The organism is Stagnihabitans sp. (assembly GCF_964946895.1).
In genome coordinates, this window is record NZ_CBBQHX010000024.1 from 23,773 (window position 1) to 45,536 (window position 21,764).

At 64.3% G+C, this 21,764-nt stretch carries 22 protein-coding genes; 9 read left to right on the plus strand and 13 right to left on the minus strand.

Features of this window, described 5'->3' with window-relative positions:
* Positions 1–20 precede the first annotated feature (20 nt).
* From AC1Y2B_RS15270 to AC1Y2B_RS15315, 10 genes are all read right to left on the minus strand, one after another.
* Complete coding sequence (locus AC1Y2B_RS15270; RefSeq protein WP_482253965.1) at positions 21–1,175, minus strand: benzoate/H(+) symporter BenE family transporter; 1,155 nt, start codon at positions 1,173–1,175, stop codon at positions 21–23.
* 40 nt (positions 1,176–1,215) lie between these two features.
* Positions 1,216–2,271 carry an endonuclease/exonuclease/phosphatase family protein gene (locus tag AC1Y2B_RS15275; protein ID WP_482254006.1) on the minus strand — a complete coding sequence of 352 codons (1,056 nt, stop codon included), beginning with the start codon at positions 2,269–2,271 and terminating at the stop codon, positions 1,216–1,218.
* Positions 2,268–2,942: a TerB family tellurite resistance protein gene (locus tag AC1Y2B_RS15280; RefSeq protein WP_482253966.1), complete on the minus strand. Its 675-nt coding sequence runs from the start codon at positions 2,940–2,942 to the stop codon at positions 2,268–2,270. Before AC1Y2B_RS15280 ends, AC1Y2B_RS15275 begins: the two co-directional genes overlap by 4 nt.
* Positions 2,943–2,973: 31 nt before the next feature.
* Complete coding sequence (locus AC1Y2B_RS15285; protein WP_482253967.1) at positions 2,974–3,468, minus strand: GNAT family N-acetyltransferase; 495 nt, start codon at positions 3,466–3,468, stop codon at positions 2,974–2,976.
* The gene (locus AC1Y2B_RS15290; RefSeq protein WP_482253968.1) at positions 3,465–4,073 is read right to left on the minus strand and encodes a VOC family protein; all 609 of its coding nucleotides are present in this window, start codon (positions 4,071–4,073) and stop codon (positions 3,465–3,467) included. Before AC1Y2B_RS15290 ends, AC1Y2B_RS15285 begins: the two co-directional genes overlap by 4 nt.
* Positions 4,073–5,623, minus strand: a complete 1,551-nt coding sequence (locus tag AC1Y2B_RS15295; protein WP_482253969.1) for a Ppx/GppA family phosphatase — start codon at positions 5,621–5,623, stop codon at positions 4,073–4,075. The genes AC1Y2B_RS15290 and AC1Y2B_RS15295 overlap by 1 nt, the downstream gene beginning before the upstream one ends.
* Before the next feature lie 70 nt (positions 5,624–5,693).
* The gene (locus AC1Y2B_RS15300; RefSeq protein WP_482253970.1) at positions 5,694–7,862 is read right to left on the minus strand and encodes an RNA degradosome polyphosphate kinase; all 2,169 of its coding nucleotides are present in this window, start codon (positions 7,860–7,862) and stop codon (positions 5,694–5,696) included.
* A gap of 43 nt (positions 7,863–7,905) precedes the next feature.
* Positions 7,906–8,574, minus strand: coding sequence for a P-loop NTPase family protein (locus AC1Y2B_RS15305; protein ID WP_482253971.1), 669 nt, complete (start codon positions 8,572–8,574; stop codon positions 7,906–7,908).
* 2 nt (positions 8,575–8,576) lie between these two features.
* Positions 8,577–9,647, minus strand: a complete 1,071-nt coding sequence (locus AC1Y2B_RS15310) for an AI-2E family transporter (RefSeq protein ID WP_482253972.1) — start codon at positions 9,645–9,647, stop codon at positions 8,577–8,579.
* Positions 9,648–9,915: 268 nt separating this feature from the next.
* Positions 9,916–11,721 (minus strand): HAMP domain-containing methyl-accepting chemotaxis protein, encoded by a 1,806-nt coding sequence (locus tag AC1Y2B_RS15315; RefSeq protein WP_482253973.1) that lies wholly within the window; start codon positions 11,719–11,721, stop codon positions 9,916–9,918.
* 132 nt (positions 11,722–11,853) lie between these two features.
* On the opposite strand from AC1Y2B_RS15315, the gene proS reads away from it, so the two are divergent.
* A complete protein-coding gene (gene proS / locus AC1Y2B_RS15320) occupies positions 11,854–13,191 on the plus strand; it encodes a proline--tRNA ligase (RefSeq protein ID WP_482253974.1) in 1,338 nt (445 codons plus the stop codon).
* 135 nt (positions 13,192–13,326) lie between these two features.
* Here the strand turns inward: proS and AC1Y2B_RS15325 are convergent, their stop codons facing one another.
* A complete protein-coding gene (locus AC1Y2B_RS15325) occupies positions 13,327–14,208 on the minus strand; it encodes a DMT family transporter (RefSeq protein ID WP_482253975.1) in 882 nt (293 codons plus the stop codon).
* A 166-nt stretch (positions 14,209–14,374) separates the two neighbouring features.
* Here AC1Y2B_RS15325 and AC1Y2B_RS15330 point away from each other — a divergent pair, with 166 nt between their 5' ends.
* Together AC1Y2B_RS15330 and AC1Y2B_RS15335 are read left to right on the plus strand one after the other, a co-directional pair.
* Positions 14,375–15,364, plus strand: a complete 990-nt coding sequence (locus AC1Y2B_RS15330; protein WP_482253976.1) for a potassium channel beta subunit family protein — start codon at positions 14,375–14,377, stop codon at positions 15,362–15,364.
* 144 nt (positions 15,365–15,508) lie between these two features.
* Positions 15,509–16,165 carry a ThuA domain-containing protein gene (locus AC1Y2B_RS15335; RefSeq protein ID WP_482253977.1) on the plus strand — a complete coding sequence of 219 codons (657 nt, stop codon included), beginning with the start codon at positions 15,509–15,511 and terminating at the stop codon, positions 16,163–16,165.
* 17 nt (positions 16,166–16,182) lie between these two features.
* On the opposite strand, the gene AC1Y2B_RS15340 is transcribed toward AC1Y2B_RS15335, so the two are convergent.
* Positions 16,183–16,860 carry an NADPH-dependent F420 reductase gene (locus AC1Y2B_RS15340; RefSeq protein ID WP_482253978.1) on the minus strand — a complete coding sequence of 226 codons (678 nt, stop codon included), beginning with the start codon at positions 16,858–16,860 and terminating at the stop codon, positions 16,183–16,185.
* A gap of 67 nt (positions 16,861–16,927) precedes the next feature.
* Between AC1Y2B_RS15340 and AC1Y2B_RS15345 the strand changes: the two genes are divergently transcribed.
* The 6 genes from AC1Y2B_RS15345 to AC1Y2B_RS15370 all read left to right on the plus strand — a co-directional run bounded on the left by AC1Y2B_RS15345 (position 16,928) and on the right by AC1Y2B_RS15370 (position 20,696).
* On the plus strand, positions 16,928–17,512 hold the full coding sequence (locus tag AC1Y2B_RS15345) for a TetR/AcrR family transcriptional regulator (RefSeq protein WP_482253979.1): 585 nt from the start codon (positions 16,928–16,930) through the stop codon (positions 17,510–17,512).
* Complete coding sequence (locus AC1Y2B_RS15350; protein WP_482253980.1) at positions 17,509–17,727, plus strand: DUF4287 domain-containing protein; 219 nt, start codon at positions 17,509–17,511, stop codon at positions 17,725–17,727. Before AC1Y2B_RS15345 ends, AC1Y2B_RS15350 begins: the two co-directional genes overlap by 4 nt.
* Position 17,728: 1 nt before the next feature.
* A complete protein-coding gene (locus AC1Y2B_RS15355; protein WP_482253981.1) occupies positions 17,729–18,220 on the plus strand; it encodes a DUF2937 family protein in 492 nt (163 codons plus the stop codon).
* A 112-nt stretch (positions 18,221–18,332) separates the two neighbouring features.
* Positions 18,333–19,580 (plus strand): lipoprotein-releasing ABC transporter permease subunit, encoded by a 1,248-nt coding sequence (locus AC1Y2B_RS15360; RefSeq protein WP_482254007.1) that lies wholly within the window; start codon positions 18,333–18,335, stop codon positions 19,578–19,580.
* Positions 19,573–20,247, plus strand: a complete 675-nt coding sequence (locus AC1Y2B_RS15365; RefSeq protein WP_482253982.1) for an ABC transporter ATP-binding protein — start codon at positions 19,573–19,575, stop codon at positions 20,245–20,247. The genes AC1Y2B_RS15360 and AC1Y2B_RS15365 overlap by 8 nt, the downstream gene beginning before the upstream one ends.
* A gap of 44 nt (positions 20,248–20,291) precedes the next feature.
* Complete coding sequence (locus tag AC1Y2B_RS15370) at positions 20,292–20,696, plus strand: c-type cytochrome (protein WP_482253983.1); 405 nt, start codon at positions 20,292–20,294, stop codon at positions 20,694–20,696.
* Positions 20,697–20,922: 226 nt separating this feature from the next.
* On the opposite strand, the gene AC1Y2B_RS15375 is transcribed toward AC1Y2B_RS15370, so the two are convergent.
* On the minus strand, positions 20,923–21,726 hold the full coding sequence (locus AC1Y2B_RS15375; RefSeq protein ID WP_482253984.1) for a hypothetical protein: 804 nt from the start codon (positions 21,724–21,726) through the stop codon (positions 20,923–20,925).
* Between the last annotated feature and the right edge of the window lie 38 nt (positions 21,727–21,764).

Consider the following 21,764-nt stretch of genomic DNA (forward strand, 5'->3'; position numbering starts at 1 on the left):
TTTGGACCTGGATGAAAGGGTCAGCGGCGCAGGCGTTTGGCTTGGGTTTCCAAGGCGAGCATGGCAAGGCCGGCGAGGAGGCCCCAGAAGGCGGCGCCGATGCCGAAGAGGGCGATGCCGGAGGCGGTGACGGTGAGGGTGATGCTGGCGGCGAAGCGGCTTTGCGGTGGGGTGTAGGCGCTGGCGAGTGCGCCGGTCAGGGGGCCGAGGAGGGCCAGGCCGATCAGGAGGGTCAGGATCTGCGGTGGCATGGCTTGCAGGATGGTGATCAGGACCGGGCCCACGAGGGCGAGCGCCAGCCAGACCCCGGCATAGGCGAGGCCGACTTTCCAGCGTTGGCTGCGGTCGGGGTGGACATCCTCGTCCAGGCAGATGGCGGCGGTGATGGCGGCCATCGAGATTGTGTGGGCGCCGAACAGGGCGCCGAGGGCGGAGAGGCCCCCCGTCGTGATCAGGGCAGGGGCCACGGGGGGCTCGTATCCTGCGGCGCGCAGGGTCGCGAAGCCGGGCAGGTTCTGGCTGGCCATGGTGACGAGATAGAGCGGCAGGCCGAGGCCGATCAGGGCTTGGGCGTGGAACTGGGGCGGGATGAAGGTCAGCGTCGGCAGGGGCAGGGTGAGGGCGGGGAACAGAGCTGCGCCGGGGCCGAAGGCGGCGATCAGGCCGGCGGCCAGGGCGGCGAGGACGGCAAGGGCGGGGTTGTAGAGGCGGACGAGGGCGAAGACCATGCCCATGGCGAGGGCCATGGGACCGATCAGGCCTGCGGCGGCCATGCCCTTGAGGCAGAAGGGCAACAGCACGCCGGCCAGCATGGCGGCGGCCACGGCGTCAGGGATTTGGGCGATGATCTTGCCCAAGGGGCGCAGCGCGCCGGTCAGGGCGATGAGCGCTCCGGTGAAGAGGAAGGCGCCCACGGCTTCGGCCATGGTGAGGCCTTGGGTGGCGGCGATGAGGGCGGCGCCGGGGGTGGACCAGGCCAGCACCACCGGGACGCGGGACCTGACCGAGAGGAAGGCCGAGCCTGCGGCCTTGATCAGGCAGATGGCGGTGATCCACGAGGCGGTTTGCGCGGGTGAGGCGCCAAGGGCCTGGGCTGCGGCGAGGATCAGGGCGATGGTGCTGCCATAGCCGACAAGGGCCGCGACAAGTGCGGCTGAAATCATGGAAAAGCGCATACTGCCCCCGGTTTTCGCCATGTATCGGGGGTGGGGCGGTTCAGGGCAAGTCGATTGTCACCGGAAAATGGTCGGAGGCGGTGAGGATCGCCTCGGCCAGATCGGGGATGGCGGTGATGCGCGGGTCGTTGAACGGGTGCCAGATGCGCCAGCCGGGGTGGGTGTCATAGAGGTCGGCCGAGACCATGATGTAATCGAGAAGCGCCTCGTAATAGCACTGTTGCGGCGGCAGCCAGAAGCGGGCGGTGGTGGGGGTCAGGCCGGCGCGCTGGTTCAGGGCCATGAAGGCATGCGGATCGTACAGGCGGTTGGGGCGCGGGGTGCCAAGGCCCAGCACCACCTCGACCCCGGATTGGCCGAAGAGGCGTTCGTATTTGTCCAGACCGGGGCCATCGTTGAAATCGCCCATCACGATCAGGCTTTCGTGCAGGGCAAGGTGTTCATCGGCACGGGCCCGCAGCCAGTGACACTCGGCCAGTTGCTTGCGGCGGTTCTCGATCGAGATGCGGCGGAACTCGTCCTTGGACAGGGTCCCGTGGGGCGCCTTGGACTTGGCGTGGACGCCGATGAGGTGAAGGGTGCGCGCACCGGCGGTGACGGAAAGTTCCAGCGGGGGTTTGGAGAAGATCACCAGTTCATCGACCCCATCGGCGTTGATGTCATGGCGCAGGCCGGTGTCGAAGCGCGGGGCCCCGGCCGGGCCGAGTGGGGCGCCTTTGGCGGGGGCGGGCGCGCCGCGCGGGTCGTGGGTGACGGTGAGGACATCGGGGTCGTAAAGGAAAGCGATTTCCTGTTCGGTGTCGGAGGCAAAGCCGATCACGGCCTTGCGGGTGCGCAGACCGAAGTGGGCGGCGAAGGTTTCAAGGGCGCGGGTGGTGGAGCGTTTGCTGCCTTGATCCGGCGCCTCGATGATCATCACGCCGTCGGCGTTCAGCGCGGTAAAGACGATGCCGAGCGCGGTGAGCTGGTCGGCCTTGGAGATGTTGTAGCGGGCTGAAAGCGCGTTGGTGGCCAGAAGGTGGCCCTGATCATCGAAGAGGGCGTTCATCCATTCGACGTTGTAGGTGGCCACTCTTAGCAGGGGGGGCCGCATCAGGCGGCCCGCCGGGTGATTTCCTCGTAAGCGGCGTTGAGTGCGCGCATGCGGTCTTCGGCGAGCTTGACGGCCTCGGGCGGGACGCCGCGGGCGATCATCACATCGGGGTGGGAGGATTTTACCGCCGCGCGCCAGGCTTTCTTGATGACCTCTGGCGGGGCATCGGGGGCGACGCCCAGAACGGCATAGGGGTCATCGGCCACGTAGCGGGCGCGCAGCGAGCGGAAGCACCGCTCGTCAAGGCCGAAGATGCGGGCGACCTCGCGCAGGAAGTTTTCCTCGGCGGGGTGGAATTCGCCGTCGGCCATGGCGATGTGGAACAGGCCCTCCATCAGGTCGATCAGCACGTCGCGGTCGGTGGGGCCGAACATGGCGCGGATCTGGCGGGCATAGGCGTCAAAGCCCGCGACGTCCTGCCGGGCGAGGTTGAAGACGCGGGCGGCGCTGCCCTCTTCGGACTTCGGGATGGTGAAGACGCGGCGGAAGGCTGCAACCTCGTCCCGGGTGACCTGACCGTCGGCCTTGGCCATCTTGGCGCCCAAGGCGATGACGGCGATGGTGAAGCCGACCGATCGTTCGGGCGTGACCTTCAGGCGGTCGAACAGGGTGCCAAGCCCTTCGCCTTTGGCGAGGGCGGCGAGCGCTTCGGTGATGCGGGACCAGAGTGACATGGGCACAGTCTAACCCGGCCCGCGCCCGCTGTCAGGAGAGGAATTTCTGCATCAGCACAAGATCCATGTAGCGCCCGAACTTGTAGCCGGCCTCGCGGATGCGGGCGCATTCGTCATAGCCCATGGCAAGATGGAACCGGATGCCATCGGCGTTTTCCGAACTGACCCCGGCGATGATCTGATGCGCGCCTTCTTCGCGGGCATGGGCCTCGATCCGGGTCAGGAGGGCGCGGCCAAGGCCTTTGCCCCGGGCAAGCGGTGACAGGATGATGGAATGTTCCATGGTGCGGGCATAGCCGATGCCGCCGCGAAACTGGCTGTAGGTGGCAAAGCCGAGGATGCCGCCCGTGTCATCATCGGTGGCGACCAGAAAGCCGTGGCCGGCGGTGGTGCGCGCAACGATCAGGTCTGCGATGTCTTCGGGGTGTTTGTCGACGGCGTTGAAGGTGATGCCGGTGTCGCGGATCCAGGGGTTCCAGACGTCGGCGATGGCTTGGGCGTCAAGGACGATGGCGGGGCGGATCATGACAGGCTCCTGTCACCGGAGGGGGTTGAGAAGGTGGCACTCAGGGCTTTGGCGGGCCCCTGGACGATCTGGACGCGGGGATCTTGCAAGGGGACGGCGGCGCGCAGGGCAACGGCCTGCGGGTGGGTCAGGGTCAGGGTCTTCAGCCGCACGCCGGAGTCCGGCAGGGTTTGCGTGGGGTGCAGCGGGGTCAGCCACTGGATCAGCGCGGGAAAGCCGTTGTCGAAGGGCAGGATGCCATCGGCCGGCACGGCCATTTTCCAGCGGTAGTCGCCCCGGGCCAGAGAGACGGGGACGCCGACACCCTGCGGGCTGCGCGCCACTTCGGCCGTGATGTCATCGGTGCGGGTGATCCAGTTGGTCAGGCGGGGCGGGCCGCGGAAGCGGTCCATGTCGAACCAGCGGGGTTGGGCAGGTGGGGCGCCTTCGGGGTCGATGGCGATGACTTCAAGGTAGAGGTCGCCCAAGCCAAGCAGGCGGTTGTGGGTGGCCATCAGGTTGTGTTTGCCGCCGCCCGCCAGTGTCACGCCCAGCGCGGCTTCGACCCAATCGACCCCCTCCTGCAATGTGGTTGCTGTGATGGCGATATGGTCGAAGGTCAGCATCAGACGGGCTCCACCACTTTGACTTCGGCCCGCATCGCCAGGGCCAGCGAGGCGAAGCGGGCCTGCGCCACCTCGCCGTAAAGATCGTGGCCGTCGGGGGTAAGGTGCAGTTCCAGAATGCGCTTCTTGGCGGACCAAGCCAGCCGCCCGGCCTGCGCCGGGTCGCCAGCGGCGAACATGGCACCAAAGCGCATGGCTTTGCCCAGCACCTCGGCCTCTTGCATCTGTTGGTCGGTCAGCAGGCGGAACAGCGGTTCCAGGCGCGAACCGGCGCGGGAGTTCTTGTAGCGGTGCAGCAGCGCCAGCCCCAGGAAGACGCGGCCCGGATGGTCAAGCCCGCCCAGGTTGGCGCGGGTGGCATTGTCAAAGCAGGCCTCGGCCCGGTAGTCGGGGTGGGCGCGCCATGTCGTGTCATGCAGCAGGCAGGCGGCCTTCATCAGGCGCTGGCGTTCGGGATTGGCGTTGGGGAACAGCGGTTGCAGAAATTCATAGAGCCGCTTGCCGGTGCCGGGGATGCGGGCGGCGGTGAGTTCGCTGATCCGGGCCGCCTCGATCAGCGGGTCGCGCTGGCGGAGTTTTTCGGGCATCACCTCGTAGAGAAGACCTTCGCGGATGCCGTAGGCGGAGATGTCAATCTCGGACGGTTTCAGCATCAGGATCAGTTCGCGCAGCACTTCGCAGGCCAGAGGAACCAGTTCCATCCGTTCGGCACTGGTGCCGGTGCGGGCGCGCAGCACGGCAAGGTCAGAGGACTGGATCCAGGCCAGCGTGTCCAGCAGGCTTTGCGGCATCATGCGGTATTCGTGCAGGACGGTGAGGGGATAATTCCGCCGTTCCATATCCAGCCTTGCGATCACCCGCCATGAGCCGCCAACCAGATAAATCCGCTCGCCCTCGGATTTGATTTCGGACTGCAAGCCTTTGAGAATCTTGTCAATGTGATCGGCCCGCGCCTTCGGTCCGCCCAGCACCTGCTGCAGGCGGAACGGGCCCAGCGGCGAGGTGGCGCGGCGGCCAACTTTGCCGTCGCCGATGCGGGCCAGTTCCATCGAGTTGCCGCCCATGTCACAGACGACGCCCTTGGCATCCGGCCAGCCCAGAAGCACGCCTTGGGCCGACAGCCGCGCCTCTTCGTCGCCATCGACGACCCAGATCTTCAGGCCGGTCTGTTCAAGGACCTCTTGCTGGAAGGCCGGGCCATCCTCGGCTTCGCGCGCGGCAGCGGTGGCGACCACGGTCAGCTTTTCGATGCCCATGCCCTTGGCCAGCAAGGCAAAACGCTTCAACGCCTCCAGCGCGCGCTTGCGGCCTTCGGGGTTCAGTTTGTTGGTTTCGGCCAGACCCTTGCCCAGACCGCACATGATCTTTTCGTTGTAGAAATAGGCAGGGCTGCGCGCCGCGCCGTCAAAGACCACCATCCGGACCGAGTTCGAGCCGACATCCACCACGCCAACGCGGGACAGCGCCCGGACAGACGGGTCATCGAACAGAGGCCTGCCGAAGGGACCCCAGTCGGCATCTGCGGGGGCGGTGGTTCTGTCAGCCGTCATGTCGATTCCCCCCGGAACGTCTTCTTTGCCCCTGCATGGCCCAAGGCAGCACCTTGGTCAATGCAATGGATCAGTCTCCGGCGAGGCGCGGTGCGTCCTTGGCCCCGGCGGTGCCGCGACCGGAGAGGGAGGGATTTTCCATGAAGAAGCGGTGGCAGTTGAACAGGGTCTTGCCATCCGAGGCGAGGTCGCGCTGGTAGCCGCCATCGGGGGTCAGCATCCAGCTTTGCGACTCGTCCGCCATGTTGGCGGCCATGATCTGGCCCATGATCTGGGCGCGGACGGTGGGGTTGTGAATCTCCACCAGCGTTTCCACCCGGCGCGACAGGTTGCGGTCCATCCAGTCGGCCGAGGACAGGAAGACATGGGCCTGCTTGGACGGCAACCCGTGGCCCGCGCCAAAGCAGACGATGCGGGAGTGTTCCAGAAAGCGGCCCACCACGGACTTGACGCGGATGTTTTCCGACAGGCCCTTGATCCCGGGGCGCAGGCCGCAGATGCCGCGGATGATCAGGTTGATCTTCACGCCGGCTTGGGAGGCGGCATAGAGGGCGTCGATCACATCCGGCTCGAACAGCGAGTTCAGCTTGATCCAGATTTCGGCGGGGCGCCCGGCCTTGGCATGCTCCGCCTCGGCGGCGATGAGGGACAAGAGGCGGGGTTTGAGCGTGGTGGGCGCGATGGCGAGGTTTTCCAAGCCTTCGGGCTGCACATAGCCCGACAGGTAGTTGAAGACCTTGGTGGCATCGCGGCCCAAGGGCGCGTCGCAGGTGAAGAACGACAGGTCGGTGTAAATGCGGGCGGTGATCGGGTGATAGTTGCCGGTGCCGTAGTGCGTGTAGGTCACAAGGTTCTCGCCCTCGCGCCGCACGACGGTCGAGATTTTCGCGTGGGTTTTCAGGTGCATGAAGCCGTAGACGACATGGGCACCTGCGCGTTCTAGACGGCGGGATTGCAGGATGTTGGCGGCCTCGTCAAAGCGGGCTTTCAGTTCGACCAAGGCGGTGACGGACTTGCCGTTCTCGGCGGCCTCGCACAGCGCCGAGACGATGGGGCTGTCGTGGCTGGTGCGGTAGAGGGTTTGCTTGATGGCCAGAACATTGGGATCGCGCGCCGCCTGTTCCAGAAAGCGGATCACCATGTCGAAGGTTTCATAGGGGTGGTGCAGCAGCATGTCCTTTTGCTTGATGGCGGCAAACATGTCGCCGCCATGGTCCTGCACGCGTTCGGGCACGCGGGGGGTAAAGGCGGGCCACAGCAGATCGGGGCGCGAGGACAGGACGAGTTGCTTGAGGTCTGCAACCCCCAGAAGGCCACGGGCTTCCACCACCTCATCGGGGGTGACGGCCAGTTCTTCCATGATCAGGGCGCGCAGGTCGGCGGGGGCCCCGGCTGACAGTTTCAGGCGGATCACCTCGCCCCGGCGACGGCGTTTCAGCGCGGTTTCAAATTCGCGGACGAGGTCTTCGGATTCCTCTTCGACATCCAGATCGCTGTCGCGCAGCACGCGGAACATGCAGTGGCCGCGGTCTGTGTAGCCGGGAAACAGCATGTCGAGGTGGAGGAGCAGCAGTTCCTCCAGCGGCAGGAAGCGCGCCTCGCCGGGTTTGCCGGGCAGGGGGACGAAGCGGGCGATCTGCTGCGGGATCGGCAGCAGGGCCTTCAGGGTGCGGTGGTCGGTGACGCGTTCCAGCTCCAGCGCCAGCGAGAAGCCGGTGTTGGGGATGAAGGGGAAGGGGTGGGCCGGGTCGATGGCAAGGGGTGACAGAACCGGGAAGACCTTGGTCAGGAAGTTCTCTTCCAGCAACCGCAGATCGCGGGCGGTCAGCTTGGAGCGGGTGAGGATGATGATCCCCTCGGCCTCCATCTCTTTCTTCAGCTTGTTGAAGACGGTTTGCTGCATCTGCATCAGGCGGCGGGCATCGGCGTGGATCAGGGTCAGCTGTTCGGCCGGGGTGCGGCCATCATCCGACAGGGGGGCGTTGCCATTGCGCACCTGAGCGCGCAGGCCTGCCACGCGGACGGTGTAGAATTCATCCAGATTGGCGGCGGAAATCGACAGGAAGCGCAGACGCTCCAGCAAGGGCACGCCGGGGTTCGAGGCCTCTTCGACCACGCGCCAATTGAAGGCCAGCCACGAAAGCTCGCGGTTGAAGAAGCGGCGGGGGCCGGCGGTTTCGGCGGCAGGATAGCTGACTGCGGCGGGAAACGGGGCTTTGAGGAAATCAGCTTGGGTCATGGGCCGGCTTATCGCTGCGAATTGTGACAGGTGAGTGACTGTTTCACTCGTCAGCGGCCAAGTCCAGCACCTCGGCTGCAAGTTGGCGTGTAACCGGGCGCTGGGTGGCCAGCGAGCGGGCGTCCAAGGCGGCCGTCACGGCACGGGCGGCGGCGATCGACCGCTCCATCCGGGGCAGAAGGTAGGGGATCAGGTTGGCGGGCGCGGTGATCTGACGGTCGGCCAGCATCTTGACCAGCACGCCGGCCAGCAGCGCATCATCCGGCGCGTCAAGCCGGGCGACGGCCATGGCTTGCAGGCGTGACAGAAGGTCCGGCAGGGTCAGTCCCCAGTCGCGCGGGGCGGCGGGGGCGGTCAACAGCAGGCGGCCCTGCGGGATCAGGCGGTTGTACAGGTAGAACAGCGCGGTTTCCGCATGCCCCGCCACGCGCTGCGCGCCGTCGATGATGACGCAGGCATCGGCCGCAATCTGGGGCAGGCGGTCGGCCAGATCATCAGGGGAAAGCCACAGCGCCCGGGTTTGCGCCGCCCAGATATGCGCCAGATGGGTCTTTCCTGAGCCCTGCGGCCCCAAAAGCAGCATCCGGCCGCCGGGCCAGCCTTGCCAGCCCTCTACCGCGCGCAGGGCGGCCTCGTTGGCGGGCGAGGTGAAGAAATCCTGCCGCGACCACGCCTCACGCGCGGGAAGATCGAAAGCGAGTTGATCGGTCACGTCTAGCCTCCTGCGCTGTCTTGGCCGTTGGCTTTGCCAAGGTACAGCAGGCTGTGCTGATAGCGCGCCAGTGCGAAGCGGGCCAGAACCCCGATCGCCGCCGAGATGGGAACCGCCACCAGCATGCCGACAAAACCGAAGACGCTGCCAAAGATCGACAGGGCGAAGATCAGCCAGACCGGGTGGACGCCAATGGATTTGCCAACCAGACGCGGGGTCAGGACGTTGCCCTCCATGAACTGGCCGATGGCGAAGATCGCGCCGATGGTGCCAATGGCGACCCAATTCCCCCAGAACTGGTAGAAAGCAAGACACATGGCCAAGGCGCCGCCAGACATCGCCCCGATGAAAGGCACCACCGTGATCGCCCCGGCAAAGGCGCCGACGATCAGGCCGAACTGCAGGCCGGCCAGCATCAGCGCCGAGGCATAGTAAACCGCCAGCGTCAGGCAGACCGTCACCTGCCCGCGCACGAAGCCTGCCAGTGCCGTGTCAATCTCCCGCGCCAGTTGGCGGATCACCGGCGCATGGTCGCGCGGCAGAAGGTCATCGACGCGTGCCACCATGCTGTCCCAGTCCAGCAGCAGATAGAAGGCCACGACCGGGACCACGACGATGAACAACACCCATCCGACAACCCCGAAGACCGAGGCGATCAGCCCCTGCGCCACCGCCCCGCCGCGGGCCTGGATGGCTTGGGCAATCTCGGCCAGGGTGGTGCGCATGACCGAAGTGCTGTCGGTCAGGTCGGGGAACCGCGAGATCAGAAACGCCTCCAGCCGGGCCGAGATTTGCGGGGCGGCGTTGATCAGGGCGGTCAACTGCTGGATCAGGATGGGAAAGACGGCCAGAACCAGCAGAACGACCAGAAGGAACGCGACCAGCGTGATCAGCGCCGTGGCCAGCAGGCGTGACAGGCCAAGGCGCTGCAGCTTGTCGGCCACCGGATCCAGAAAGTAGGCCACCGCCCCGCCGACGAGGAAGGGCAGCATGACCGAGCCGAGATACCAGAGTGCCACAAAGAAGACGATCCCGACGATCGTCCAATAGCGTCCCTGAAGCTGGATTGGCACCGCGGCTCTCCTTGTCCGTCCCCGCCTGATATTGCCCCTGAAGGTCCGGGATGCAAGACCGGGAGAACAGGGGAAGCTGACAGGGCTGCGCTGGGTCCCGCGTCAGGGGCCGCATTGCGGGCCGGCCCGGCCCTGGAGGGCGGCGCACCTGCTGGCCGCCGGCGGTCAGCCTGAAAGGTCAGTCGCTGCGGCGGTTGGCTTTGCCCGGGCCTTGGGTGCCGCCCCGCGCGGGGCGCCTTTGCCGATGGATTGAGCAAGGCCCACGCGGTCAGCCCACCGCCCTGAGGCGCTGTTGCGGCGCGAAGGTCGGATCGCTGGTGGTGAAATGGGTCACCAGACCGTCCAGCCCGACCGCCTCTTCGCGCAGGGACTGGGTGGCCAGCATCGACTGTTCCACCATTGCGGCATTCTTCTGGGCCACCTGATCCAGCTGGTTCACCCCCACATTGACCTCGCCCAGACCGACCGACTGTTCCTGCGCCCCGACCGCGATGGCCGAAACGAGGTTGGAGATATTGGCCACCCGGTCCACCATCGTGGTCAGGGCCTTGCCCGCGCTGCCCACCGCTTGGACGCCGCGCCCGACGAGTTGCGAGGAGGAGCTGATCAGCGTCTTGATTTCCTTGGACGCATCCGAAGACCTTTGGGCCAGCGCGCGCACTTCCGAGGCCACCACGGCGAAGCCGCGCCCGGCGTCACCCGCCCGCGCCGCCTCGACCCCGGCGTTCAGCGCCAGAAGGTTGGTCTGGAAGGCGATGTCGTCGATCACCCCGATGATCTGCGAGATCTGGTCGGAGGATCTTTCAATTCCGTTCATCGCGTCGACTGCGCCAAGAACCACCTTGCCGCTGTCTTCGGCCTCGCGCCGCGCGGCTTGTACGATGGTTTCGACCTCTCGCGCCGACTGCGCGGCCGAGCGGACCGAGGTCGTCAGTTCATCAAGCGCCGCGGCGGTTTGTTCCAGCGTGGCGGCCTGGGTTTCGGTGCGGCGCGCCAGATCTTCCGAGGCGCGACTGATCTCGTCCGATTTGCCGCGGATGCTGCCGGCGGCGCGGACCACTTGGGAAATCGTCTGGTTCAGCCGGGCCAGGCTGGTATTGTAATTGGCGCGCAGGGTTTCGTAATGCGGCGGAAAACTGTCATGCAGTGCTTCGGTCAGATTGCCCGAAGACAGATTGCTCAGCCCGACACTGAGGGCGTTGACCACGCTTTCCGTTTCGGCCTGGGTGCGTTTGATGGCGGCTTCCATGTCAAGCGCGTCCTGCAAGCGTTGGTTCAAAAGCACCATGTAGCTGGCAATTTCGGCAACCTGATCCTTCTGGCCCGCCGCCGCCGCAATGGCGGGCGCATCGGACCCCATGCTGTTGACGACCACCGCCTTGATGGCATCGCGGGTGCGGACGATGGGTTTGGTGATGCTGCGCGCCAGCAGGATGCCCGAGACCAGCAGCACGGCCACCGCGACCCCCGCAGCGATCAACAGAACCTGAAGCAGTTCGGCATTGCGCGCCTTGGCATCATCGCTGACGTCCTTGTCGTGCTGCAAGATCAGTTTCCCCTGCTCGTCCATCTGGCCTTCAAGCACTTTGAAGGCGGCCAGAAAGGTCGGCAGTGCGTTCTGGGCGGCTGCACGGTCGGTCAGGGCGAGTTTGACGGCGTCATGCGCTGCCCCAATATATGTCGCGACAAGCGGCTCGGTCTTTGTCAACTCGGCTTTGACCTCGGGGGCGAGTTGCAGGGAGTTCAGCCGGGCCAGATCGGCGTTAAAGCGGTCGGCGTGGTCGCTGACATCCTGAAGGATGGCTTGGCGCACCGCGTCCGGGGCTTCGGGTCCGTTGACGATGGCGTTCAGCACATCCGCCCGCAGCGCATCATGCATTTGGTCGCCATCGGCGGACTCCAGAATGGACGCGGTGCCGGTGATCGAGCGCGTCAGCCCGTCGTCGCTTTGCAGCAGCCCCGAATACCCGGCATAGGCCGTTACCGTGATGCAGACGATGGCCAGAAACCCGGCGATCCCCAGCCGGGTCGTGATTGACATGTTCTGAAACAGGCCAGACTTACGCGTATCCATAGGGCAAACCCTTTCAAAAGACATTCCGTCCGACCTTCGACGCAAAGGATTGAAATTGGCTTAAGCGCCTCTGGCTTGCTTGCCCCCCTGCAACCCGCTAGGAACGGGAAAACCGTCAAAAAGAGGCCGTCCATGCGTCTGTCGCGCTACTTCCTGCCCGTCCTGAAGGAAAACCCCGCCGAGGCGCAGATCGTCTCGCACCGCTACATGCTGCGCGCCGGCATGATCAAGCAGCAGGCGGCGGGGATCTATTCCTGGCTGCCGCTGGGTCTGCGGGTGCTGCGGCGGATCGAGACGATCGTGAACGAAGAGCAGGTTCGCGCGGGTCACATTCCCTTGCTGATGCCCACCCTGCAACCCGCTGACCTGTGGCGCGAAAGCGGGCGCTATGACGACTACGGTCAGGAAATGCTGCGCATCACCGACCGCCAGAAGCGCGAGCTGCTGTACGGGCCCACGAACGAAGAGATGGTGACGGATATTTTCCGGTCACATGTCAATTCCTACAAGGACTTGCCGCTGACGCTGTACCACATCCAGTGGAAGTTCCGGGATGAGATGCGGCCGCGTTTTGGCGTGATGCGGGGGCGCGAGTTCCTGATGAAGGACGGCTACAACTTCGACATCGACAAGGAATCCGCGCTGCACGCCTACAACCGGCACATGGTGTCCTACCTGCGGACCTATGAGCGGATGGGGCTGACGGCGATTCCGATGCGGGCGGCCTCTGGCCCGATCGGCGGCGACAACACGCATGAATTCCTGGTGCTGGCCTCGACTGGAGAGTCGGAAGTATTCTATGACTCGGCCGTCGTTGATCTGAAACTCGGCCAGCGCGACGTTGACTATGACAACCGGGCCGAAGTGGCGAAGGTTTGTGAGGAATTCACCACACTTTACGCCCGCACCGACGAAACCCACGACGCATCCCTGTTCGACGCCATTCCGGAAGAGCGCCGCAAGGTGGGCCGGGGCATCGAAGTGGGTCAGATCTTCTACTTCGGCACCAAGTATTCGGAATCGATGGGCGCCAATGTCGTCAACGACAAGGGCGAGAAGGTTCCGGTCGAGATGGGCTCGCACGGGATCGGCGTCAGCCGTCTGCTGGGGGCGATCATCGAGGCCAGCCATGACGACAAGGGCATCATCTGGCCCGAGGGGGTGACGCCCTTCCCGGTGGGGATCGTCAACCTCAAGCAAGGGGATGCCGCCGCCGATGCCGCCTGCGCGTCGTTGGAGAAGGCGCTGCTGGCCAAGGGGCTGGAGCCTTTGTACGACGACCGCGATGAACGGGCTGGCGCGAAGTTCGCGACGATGGACCTGATCGGCCTGCCGTGGCGCATCACGGTTGGGCCTCGGGGCCTTGCGAATGGCGTGGTCGAACTGACCTCGCGCCGGACCGGCGTGTCGGAAGAAATGGCGCCGGACGCGGCAGTGGCGCGGTTGGTCGAGATTTACGCGGGGGTCTGATCCCGTCTGCAGGTTTGAAGGGGCCGTGGCCGTGAGGCTGCGGCCCTTTTCGTTTGGATCTTTGGGCCGGGCCACGACAGGGCGGGGTTTTACTTGCACGCCCCGTTGCCGAATAATTCGCGGCAGGGATGCGGGTCAGCGTGGCGCGCTGGCGAGCCAGACGCCCGCCAGGGTGATGACGAGGCCAATGATCATCAGATGCGACAGCGGTTCATCGAACATGGCCCGGGCCCAGAGCATGGTGACCGGCGGGCTGAGCAGCAGGACGCTGGAGACTTTGGCCGGCGAATAGAAGCGCAGGCAGAGGTAATAGGTGCCGTAGCCGCCGAAGGTGGCGAACAGCACCAGCCAGCCGATGCCAAGCGCGAAAGATCCGGTGGCGGGCGGGGCAAGTTGGCCTTGGGCGCAGAGCGCGAAGAGGGCGGCGGCGGTCAGGCATTGCAGGCAAAGCCGCTGGATTACGGCAAGCGCGACGCCGGGATGCTTCTTTTGCAGCAGGGTGGCATAGGCAAAGGAAACCATGCCGAGGAAGGGCAGCGCATAGGCGTAAAGCGGGGCGGAACCCAGGTGCAGCGTATCGGCTGAGACGAGCAGCACTCCTGCCAGGCCAAGGGCCATGCCCAGCCATTGCCGCGTGCTGGGCCCTTGGCCCAGGACCGGCAGTGACAGGGCGGCGATGGCCAGTGGCATCATGTCGGCGATCAGGGCGACGAGGCCGGTGGGCACGCCCTTGCCAATCGCCAGCGCAAAGCCCCCCAGATAGACGAACATGCCAAGAATGCCGAAGCCCGCCTGTTCCGCCACCGCGCGAAGGGTCAGGCGCGGGCCGAGGGTCAGGGCGAAAGGCAGCAGAACGATCCCGGACACGAAGCTGCGCCAAAAGAGCACGGTGAAGACCGGCGCCTGGGCGGTGGCAAAGCGGATGCCGACGAAACCGGAGCTCCACGCCAGCACCAGCAGGGTGGCCAGCAGCGGGAACAGAAGGCGGCTCTGCCGTATCGAAGGGGAAAGCTGCATGGCGCCTCGGCTCGGGTCGGCGCATATTGGCCCGGCGGGGCAGGTCCACGCGACTGCAAACGACCCTCGCGGCCCGTCCGCCGACACCGACCGGGAAAGACAGGCTTTGGCACTGGCGAAGTGGCCCCGCCGCTCCTAAGTCTGTGCGAACCATAGGGAGAGCATCATGGAATATCGTCGTCTTGGCAAATCGGGCCTCAAGGTCTCAGAGTTTTCGTACGGGTCCTGGGTGACCTTCGCCAAACAGGTGGATGTGGCGCCCGCAAAAGAGATGTTGACGGCGGCTTATGACGCCGGGATCAACTTCTTCGACAATGCGGAAGGCTATGAGCAGGGCCGCTCGGAACTTGTCATGGGGCAGGCCATTCAGGAGCTGGGGTGGAGCCGGGACAGCTATATCGTCTCCTCGAAGGTGTTCTGGGGCGGCACCAAGCCGACGCAGCGCGGGTTGTCGGCCAAGCATGTGACCGAAGCCGCCCATGCGGCGCTGAAGCGGCTGCGGGTGGATCATCTGGACCTGTACTTCTGCCACCGTCCCGACATCGACACGCCGATCGAAGAGACGGTACGCGCGATGCACAATCTGGTGGTGCAGGGCAAGGTTCTGTACTGGGGCACCAGTGAATGGTCGGGCCAGCAGATCACCGAGGCGCATGCGGTGGCCCGCGCCAATGGCCTGACCCCGCCGACGATGGAACAGCCGCAGTACAACCTGTTCGAGCGGCACAAGGTCGAAGCCGACTATGCGCCGATCTATGACACCTATGGCTTGGGAACCACGATCTGGTCGCCCCTGGCGTCAGGTCTGCTGACGGGCAAGTACAACAACGGCATCCCGAACGATGCCCGCGCCAACCTGTCGGGCTATGAATGGCTGAGGGATGCCTTCACCTCGGATGCGGGCCGCGACAAGATCGAGAAGGCCAAGGCCTTGGCCAAGGTGGCGGATGAGGCGGGGCTGTCGCTGACCAACCTGTCGCTTTTGTGGTGCCTGCGCAATCCGCGGGTGTCGACCGTGATCCTGGGCGCGTCGCGGATCAGCCAGTTGACCGACAACCTGGGGGCCTTGACCCAGAAGGCCAAGCTGACCGACGACGTTTTGGCCGCAATCGAGGCCATCGTCGCCAACAAGCCTGCCGCACCGCAGCGGTTCTGACCTTCCGCCCTTGGCCGGCGCCGGAGGGTTTCACACCCTCCGGACCTCCCGTGGAGTATTTCCAAAGGAGCAAATGCAAGGGGTTTTGCCTTGCACTTGCGGCGGGTTGCGGGCCTATTGGCTGGACATCCTGGGGAGGACAGCATGGGCAAGCGGGCACTGATCACATGGGGCGGTTGGGACGGGCATCAGCCGGACAAGGTCGCGGCGCTGTTTGCCGGCATGTTGCGGGCGGAGGGGTTCGAGGTCGAGGTGGCCGACACCTTGGCCTGTTTTGACGATGGGGCTGCGCTGAAGGCGCTGGATCTGATCGTGCCGATCTGGACGATGTCGTCGATTGCCAAGGAGCAATCGCAGGCGGTGGCCGATGCGGTGGAAGCGGGCGTGGGGCTGGCCGGGTGCCATGGCGGAATGTGCGACAGTTTTCGCAATGACGTGGTCTGGCAGTTCATGACCGGCGCGCAGTGGGTCGCGCATCCGGGCAATGACGGGGTGGAGTACAGGGTGCGGATCACCGATCCGGCCAACCCCCTGGTCGCGGGGATCGGCGATTTCGCCGTCAAGACCGAGCAATACTACCTGCATGTCGATCCTGCGGTGAAGGTTCACGCCGTTTGCGATTTTCCGGTGGTGGATGGCCCGCATGCCGCCAACGGCCCTGTGGCAATGCCGGTGGGGTTCACCAAGATGTGGGGCAAGGGTCGGGTGTATTACAATGCGCTGGGGCACCATGCCGATGTGATCGACCAAGGCGCCCCGCGGGAGATGATCCGGCGCGGCCTGCTGTGGGCGGCGCGGTAGGCACCTGACGGCGGGGATCAACCGTGGGCGACGTGGAAGTTGTGCAGATAGCCGCCCATCGGCCCGATCAGTTGCAGCCAGACCAGCACGATGGTCTCTTGCGCGCGCGCCCCCTTGATGTCGCCGAGGTCAATGATGTGCTGCCAGCCGAGGCTGCGGGCGAGGGCGGTGACCGTGGCCTTGGCGCCCGCGTCATTGCCCGAGAGGAAAAGGTCATGCGCGCCTTGCACCAGCCCGGGGTTGACGATGATCGCGGCCCCGATCGTGTTGAAGGCCTTGACGACATGGGACTTGGGGAAAGCGGTCTGGATCTGTTCGCCCAGACTGGTGTAGCCCGAATACTGCGCCGAGAGGGCAGGTGGAAAGCCCCTGGAGAAATCCAGCGGGTTGGAGACGTCGATGACGACCTTGCCCGCCAGACGCTCCGCACCGGCAAGCGTCAGCGCGGCGATGGAAGCCTCGCCCTGGGTGGCGTTGATCACGAGGTCGGCACCTGCCGCAGCCTCGGCCATGGTGACCACCGATCCGCCGGTGTCCTTGATCCAATCGGCCAAGGCTTTGCCTTGCGCCCGCGGTTTGGCCAATTCCGCGTCCGAGGGGGCGCGGATGCCCAAGGCCACCTGATGACCCAGCTGCAGCAGCGCCGCCCCCATCGCCTGACCCACGCCACCGCCGCCGATGATTCCGATATTCATGTTGCAATCTCCATGGTATCTACAGACAGGTACGTATACCCCTTCAAATCAACAGACAGGTCTGTCAATGTCAAGTGATTCCCCGGTGCCGAAGCCCGCGCCTTCCCTGTCGGCCCGTGACCGGATCATGGCGGTCGCGGGGCGGCTGTTTTATCGCGACGGGTTTCGCGCCATTGGCATCGACCGCGTGATTGCCGAGGCCGAGGTGGCCAAAGCCACGTTCTACAAGTATTTTCCGGCCAAGGATGACCTGATCGTCGCCTGGATCGAAGGGTCTGAGGCCGCAGCCCTGGCGTCGGTTCCCGCACTGGAGGGGCCGCAACCGCTGACCGACTACGCCTTGCACATGATCGCGGTGGCGGGGCGGCCCGCCTGCATGGGCTGCACCTATCAGGTCTCGGCGGCCGAATTCAGTGCGCCGGACCATCCGGCCCACCGCGCCGCGCTGGCCGTCAAGACCCGCGTGCTGGAGGCGCTGACGCAGCGCGCCACGGCGCAGGGGTTGGCCAGCCCGCGTCCGGCGGCCGAGGCGGTCTTTCTGGTTCTGGAGGGGGTTTGGGCCGCCCGCCGCATGTTCGGCCCTGACGCGCCGCTGGACCACGCCCCCCGCGCCGTGCAAGCCTTGATCGACAGCTACAGGAGGACATCATGAGTTTTCAGGCCTATCTGGACAACATTCAGGCCAAAACCGGAAAAACCCCGGCCGAGTTCAAGGCCATGGCGGCGGAAAAGGGCTTCTGCGGACCCGAGGGGATTGCGTCCGGCGTCAAGGCCACCCAGATTACCGATTGGCTGAAGGCGGACTTCGGGTTGGGACATGGCCATGCCATGGCGATTGTCGCCCTGTTGAAGGGCAAGAAGGACTGACATGTGGCGCCTGATGGCCATTCTGGGCGGCGTGACCGGGGCAATGGCCCTGTCGCAGTTCCCGGAATTCTCGCAACAATATCTGCAGCGGCTGGCAGGCAAGGTCGATGCCCTGTCGGCGGTCACGGCCGCTTTCGATGCCAGCGCCGCCAAGAACGGCCTGACGCGGGAAGCGGCCCTGGTGCAGATGACCGGGTCGGGCTTCAATCTGGATCATCAGGCCGATCTGCGGGCGACCTTCGCGCAAGTGTCTGTTTTGTCAGATAACCTTGTAACCCTGCGCAGCGCCACGCCTTTGGCACGGATGACCATGCCGCAACGGCTCGCCGATCCGGACACGCTGCAAGCGACATGGGCTGACTTCAAACCGGCAATGCCGACCACGCCTGATGGTGCGATGACGGCGGGCCTGGGCTATCTGGGCGGCTGGATGGTGACCGGGCTGCTGTGCAAGCTGCTGGTCTGGCCCTTCCGCCGACGCCGCCCCGCCTGACAGGATCGTGGCTTGACGAGGGCAGACCGGCCCCGCATGGTCCGGCGGACCGAAAAAGCCGCAGCGGAAAGAGCAAACCTTGGCCACGCGCCCGTTCTCATCCTACGAATTCATGATTGCCTGGCGCTATCTGCGCGCCCGCCGTGCTGAAGGGGGCGTCTCGGTGATGACCTGGATCAGCCTGGTCGGCATCACTCTGGCGGTCTTCGCCCTGATTGCCACGCTGGCCGTCCGCGCAGGCTTCCGGGCCGAGTTTGTCGACACGATCCTGGGTGCCAATGCCCATGTGACGGTCTATTCCACCGGCCATGCGGACGAAAATGGCAACATGGTCAAGGGCTTCACCGACTATGCCGCGATTTCGGAGCGTTTGAAGGCTATCCCCGGCGTCACCCGCGCGGCACCCCTGATCCGGGGCCAAGTCATGGTCACGGCCTTCGATCAGACCATGGGCGGCGACGTCTATGGCATGTCCGCCGCAGATCTGGCGACACTTCCGCGCATCGGGGTCGGGTCCAAGGCCGAGGGCAGTCTGGCGGATTACCCCAGGGGCATCGCCATGGGTTCGGAATTGGCGAAAGAGTTGGGGGTCAACATCGGCGACCGCGTGCGCCTGATCGCGCCGTCCGGGGTCAAGACCGCCTTCGGAACCAGCCCGCGCGTCAACGCCTACACCATCGAATACATCTTCACCGCGGGCCGCTATGACATTGATAAGGTGCGGATTTACATGCCCTTTGCCGAAGCGCAAAGCTACTTCAACCGCGAGGGCACGGCGGATGAATTCGAGGTCATGGTCAAGGACCCCGAGCAGGTCAGCACCTACACCGAGGCGCTTTTGAAGGCGGGCGGGCCAGAGGCGTTGCTGTGGACCTGGCAGCAAAGCTCCGGCAACTTCCTGCGCGCCCTGACGATCGAGGACAACGTGATGTTCGTCATCCTGTCCATCCTCGTGCTGATCGCCACGATGAACATCGTCTCGGGTCTGATCATGCTGGTCAAGAACAAGGGCCGTGACATCGGCATCCTGCGCACCATGGGCCTGACCGAGGGGTCCATCCTGCGCATCTTCTTCCTCTGCGGCTCCTTCACCGGGGTGATTGGCACGGCGATGGGGGTGGTTCTGGGCTGTCTCTTTGCCATCTACATCGACCCGATTTTCTCCTTCATCAACTACTGGTCGGGGGGTGGGGTGTGGGACCCCTCTATCCGTGGGATCTACAACCTGCCCGCCAAGTTGCAGCTGCAGGACGTGCTGAGCGCCATGGCACTGTCGCTGGGGCTGGCGTTCGTCATCACCCTGATCCCGGCGCGCAAAGCTGCCCGCATGAACCCGGTGGAGGCGCTGCGCTATGAGTAAAGCCTTGGATTTGCAAGGGATTGAGAAGGCCTACAACCGGGGCAGGGCCTCGGAAGTGGTCGTTCTGCGCGGGGCTTCGCTGTCCGTCGGGGCGGGGGAGGTTGTCGCATTGGTGGCACCCTCCGGTGCCGGCAAATCGACGCTGTTGCAGATTGCGGGCCTGCTGGATGTGGCTGATGCCGGCTCCATCCACTATGGCTTGCGCGAGATGACGGGGCTGAATGACCGCGCGCGGACTGAGGCGCGCAGGGCCGAGGTGGGCTTCATCTACCAGTTCCACCACCTGCTGCCAGAGTTTTCTGCCTTGGAAAACATAAGCTTACCGCAACTGGCCAATGGCATTTCGCGCCGTGATGCCGATGCGCGCAGCCGGGATTTGCTGGACCGGGTCGGGGTTTTGGCCCGTGCCGACCATCGGCCGGCGGCGCTTTCGGGCGGTGAACAGCAGCGGGTGGCGTTTTGCCGGGCTTTGGCGAACAGGCCGAAGTTGCTGCTGGCGGATGAGCCGACGGGCAACCTTGACCCGGCCAACTCCGCGCATGTCTTTGATGTTCTTATGGAAGTTGTCCGAGAGACCGGGCTTTCGGCGCTGATTGCCACCCATAACATGGAGCTTGCGGCCCGGATGGACCGCATCGTGCGGCTGGATCAGGGGCGGGTGGTATAGGGCTGTTTTCGGGTGTAAACTGGAGGAAATCGCAGGAGAATCCGATGCTTGCCGCCCGCGCCCTTCCCGTTGTTCTGCTTCTGGCCGCCTGCGTGCCGGCCGCTTCGACCGAACCCACCTCGGGCAAGGCCGATTTCAACGAGCTTTGCGCGCCGTGTCATGGGGTTTCGGGCAAGGGCGACGGCGAGTTGGGCAAGACCCTGGCGCACCGCCCGGCCGATTTGACCGGGCTTGCCGCACGGCATAAGGGCGTCTTTCCAATGGCTTACGTGATGTCGAAGATCTGGGGCTATGAAAAGGGCGGCGCACCGGGCGCCCTGATGCCGAAGTTCGAGCCGCTGATGGACGGGCCGACGGTGCTGGTCGATACCGGCGACGGGATCCAGACTCCGACGCCGCAGCGGTTGGTGGAGATCGCGAATTACCTGACGACGATTCAGGGCAAGTGAAACCGCGTAAGGGCTTGCGGGCGCTGGATTAATCCTGCGGTTTTGGCCGCAAGAGCCGGTCTTTTTCGCGTCTTCCTTCTGTCTTCCTTCCGTCTCTACGCGCGGGGGGAGAAGGCGGCGTTAACCATAATTTGCGAATCGCGGGGGTGGTTTGGGCGGGGTTGGGGTGAAGAACGGGCGGTAAGGGGTTGATTGGGTGGCGGTTTTTGGGAGTAATGAGCTAACTTTAGCGTTCGTCAACTATTTCACCGCGCTCCCAAAATGCTTCACCCGAAATATGGTTGATGCTTAGCACAACGCGTCCGTCGAACTTACCATCAGTCCCAAGAGCCTCTATTGAACGCGCAATCTCCCAAGCCTGCTCAATAGATACTACGTTCCAAGAGCCGTCAGAGAACATGACAAGAGCAGGTTCAACATCCCAAACAATCGGTCGCTTTGAGTTGCGAATACGTTTGATGGCTTTGTAATCGACAAGCTCGTCAAACGAGTCTTTGTATACAAAGAACGAAGTGCCTATGTCATTTAAAAACTGAGTCATATCCAGAAGTTTTCGAATTTCTATTGGGCGATTCCAGCCCATGTCGCCGGCAATAAGGCGGCTAGCCAACTGATCGCGTTCTGCACTCAACAGTTTTCGAACAATCTCAACAATCTGATTCGGTGAAACATCATAGTCCCCTGCAACCTTATCGGCGCTGATTCCGAGTTCAAACACATTCTTGAGGATATCACGCTTCCCACCGGACAGTATCTCCGTTATTGTCTCCTTGCTAAGTTCGAACTCGTGGGCCAATTCGCGCCTCGGTGTTCCATCGAGGTTTCTTTTCAATATTTGTCGATTTCGTTCTGGAATAGTTAAGCGTCGATTTCTCTCAGATGTTCTCTTTAGAATTTCTGAGTTTACCTTTGAAGCAAGCTCTGCCGCATTCCGGGCAAGAGTTTCAGCGTCGATTTTGTGCTTAATCGCAATACCTGCGAGCACTGCGATTAGGTCGTCTTCATCATATTCGTTTCTATCGGCTGGCATTTCTTACCTATTTAGGTGTCAATAGATTCGGCACATGA

Coding starts and splice junctions, on each gene's coding strand:
- AC1Y2B_RS15300 (WP_482253970.1), bottom strand. CDS start 7,862: ATGACCCAAGCTGATTTCCTCAAAGCCCCGTTTCCCGCCGCAGTCAGC.
- AC1Y2B_RS15375 (WP_482253984.1), bottom strand. CDS start 21,726: ATGCCAGCCGATAGAAACGAATATGATGAAGACGACCTAATCGCAGTG.
- AC1Y2B_RS15360 (WP_482254007.1), top strand. CDS start 18,333: ATGATTGCCTGGCGCTATCTGCGCGCCCGCCGTGCTGAAGGGGGCGTC.
- AC1Y2B_RS15290 (WP_482253968.1), bottom strand. CDS start 4,073: ATGCTGACCTTCGACCATATCGCCATCACAGCAACCACATTGCAGGAG.
- AC1Y2B_RS15285 (WP_482253967.1), bottom strand. CDS start 3,468: ATGATCCGCCCCGCCATCGTCCTTGACGCCCAAGCCATCGCCGACGTC.
- AC1Y2B_RS15315 (WP_482253973.1), bottom strand. CDS start 11,721: ATGGATACGCGTAAGTCTGGCCTGTTTCAGAACATGTCAATCACGACC.
- AC1Y2B_RS15355 (WP_482253981.1), top strand. CDS start 17,729: ATGTGGCGCCTGATGGCCATTCTGGGCGGCGTGACCGGGGCAATGGCC.
- AC1Y2B_RS15345 (WP_482253979.1), top strand. CDS start 16,928: ATGTCAAGTGATTCCCCGGTGCCGAAGCCCGCGCCTTCCCTGTCGGCC.
- AC1Y2B_RS15340 (WP_482253978.1), bottom strand. CDS start 16,860: ATGAATATCGGAATCATCGGCGGCGGTGGCGTGGGTCAGGCGATGGGG.
- AC1Y2B_RS15280 (WP_482253966.1), bottom strand. CDS start 2,942: ATGTCACTCTGGTCCCGCATCACCGAAGCGCTCGCCGCCCTCGCCAAA.
- AC1Y2B_RS15295 (WP_482253969.1), bottom strand. CDS start 5,623: ATGACGGCTGACAGAACCACCGCCCCCGCAGATGCCGACTGGGGTCCC.
- AC1Y2B_RS15365 (WP_482253982.1), top strand. CDS start 19,573: ATGAGTAAAGCCTTGGATTTGCAAGGGATTGAGAAGGCCTACAACCGG.
- proS (WP_482253974.1), top strand. CDS start 11,854: ATGCGTCTGTCGCGCTACTTCCTGCCCGTCCTGAAGGAAAACCCCGCC.
- AC1Y2B_RS15330 (WP_482253976.1), top strand. CDS start 14,375: ATGGAATATCGTCGTCTTGGCAAATCGGGCCTCAAGGTCTCAGAGTTT.
- AC1Y2B_RS15370 (WP_482253983.1), top strand. CDS start 20,292: ATGCTTGCCGCCCGCGCCCTTCCCGTTGTTCTGCTTCTGGCCGCCTGC.
- AC1Y2B_RS15350 (WP_482253980.1), top strand. CDS start 17,509: ATGAGTTTTCAGGCCTATCTGGACAACATTCAGGCCAAAACCGGAAAA.
- AC1Y2B_RS15335 (WP_482253977.1), top strand. CDS start 15,509: ATGGGCAAGCGGGCACTGATCACATGGGGCGGTTGGGACGGGCATCAG.
- AC1Y2B_RS15270 (WP_482253965.1), bottom strand. CDS start 1,175: ATGCGCTTTTCCATGATTTCAGCCGCACTTGTCGCGGCCCTTGTCGGC.
- AC1Y2B_RS15325 (WP_482253975.1), bottom strand. CDS start 14,208: ATGCAGCTTTCCCCTTCGATACGGCAGAGCCGCCTTCTGTTCCCGCTG.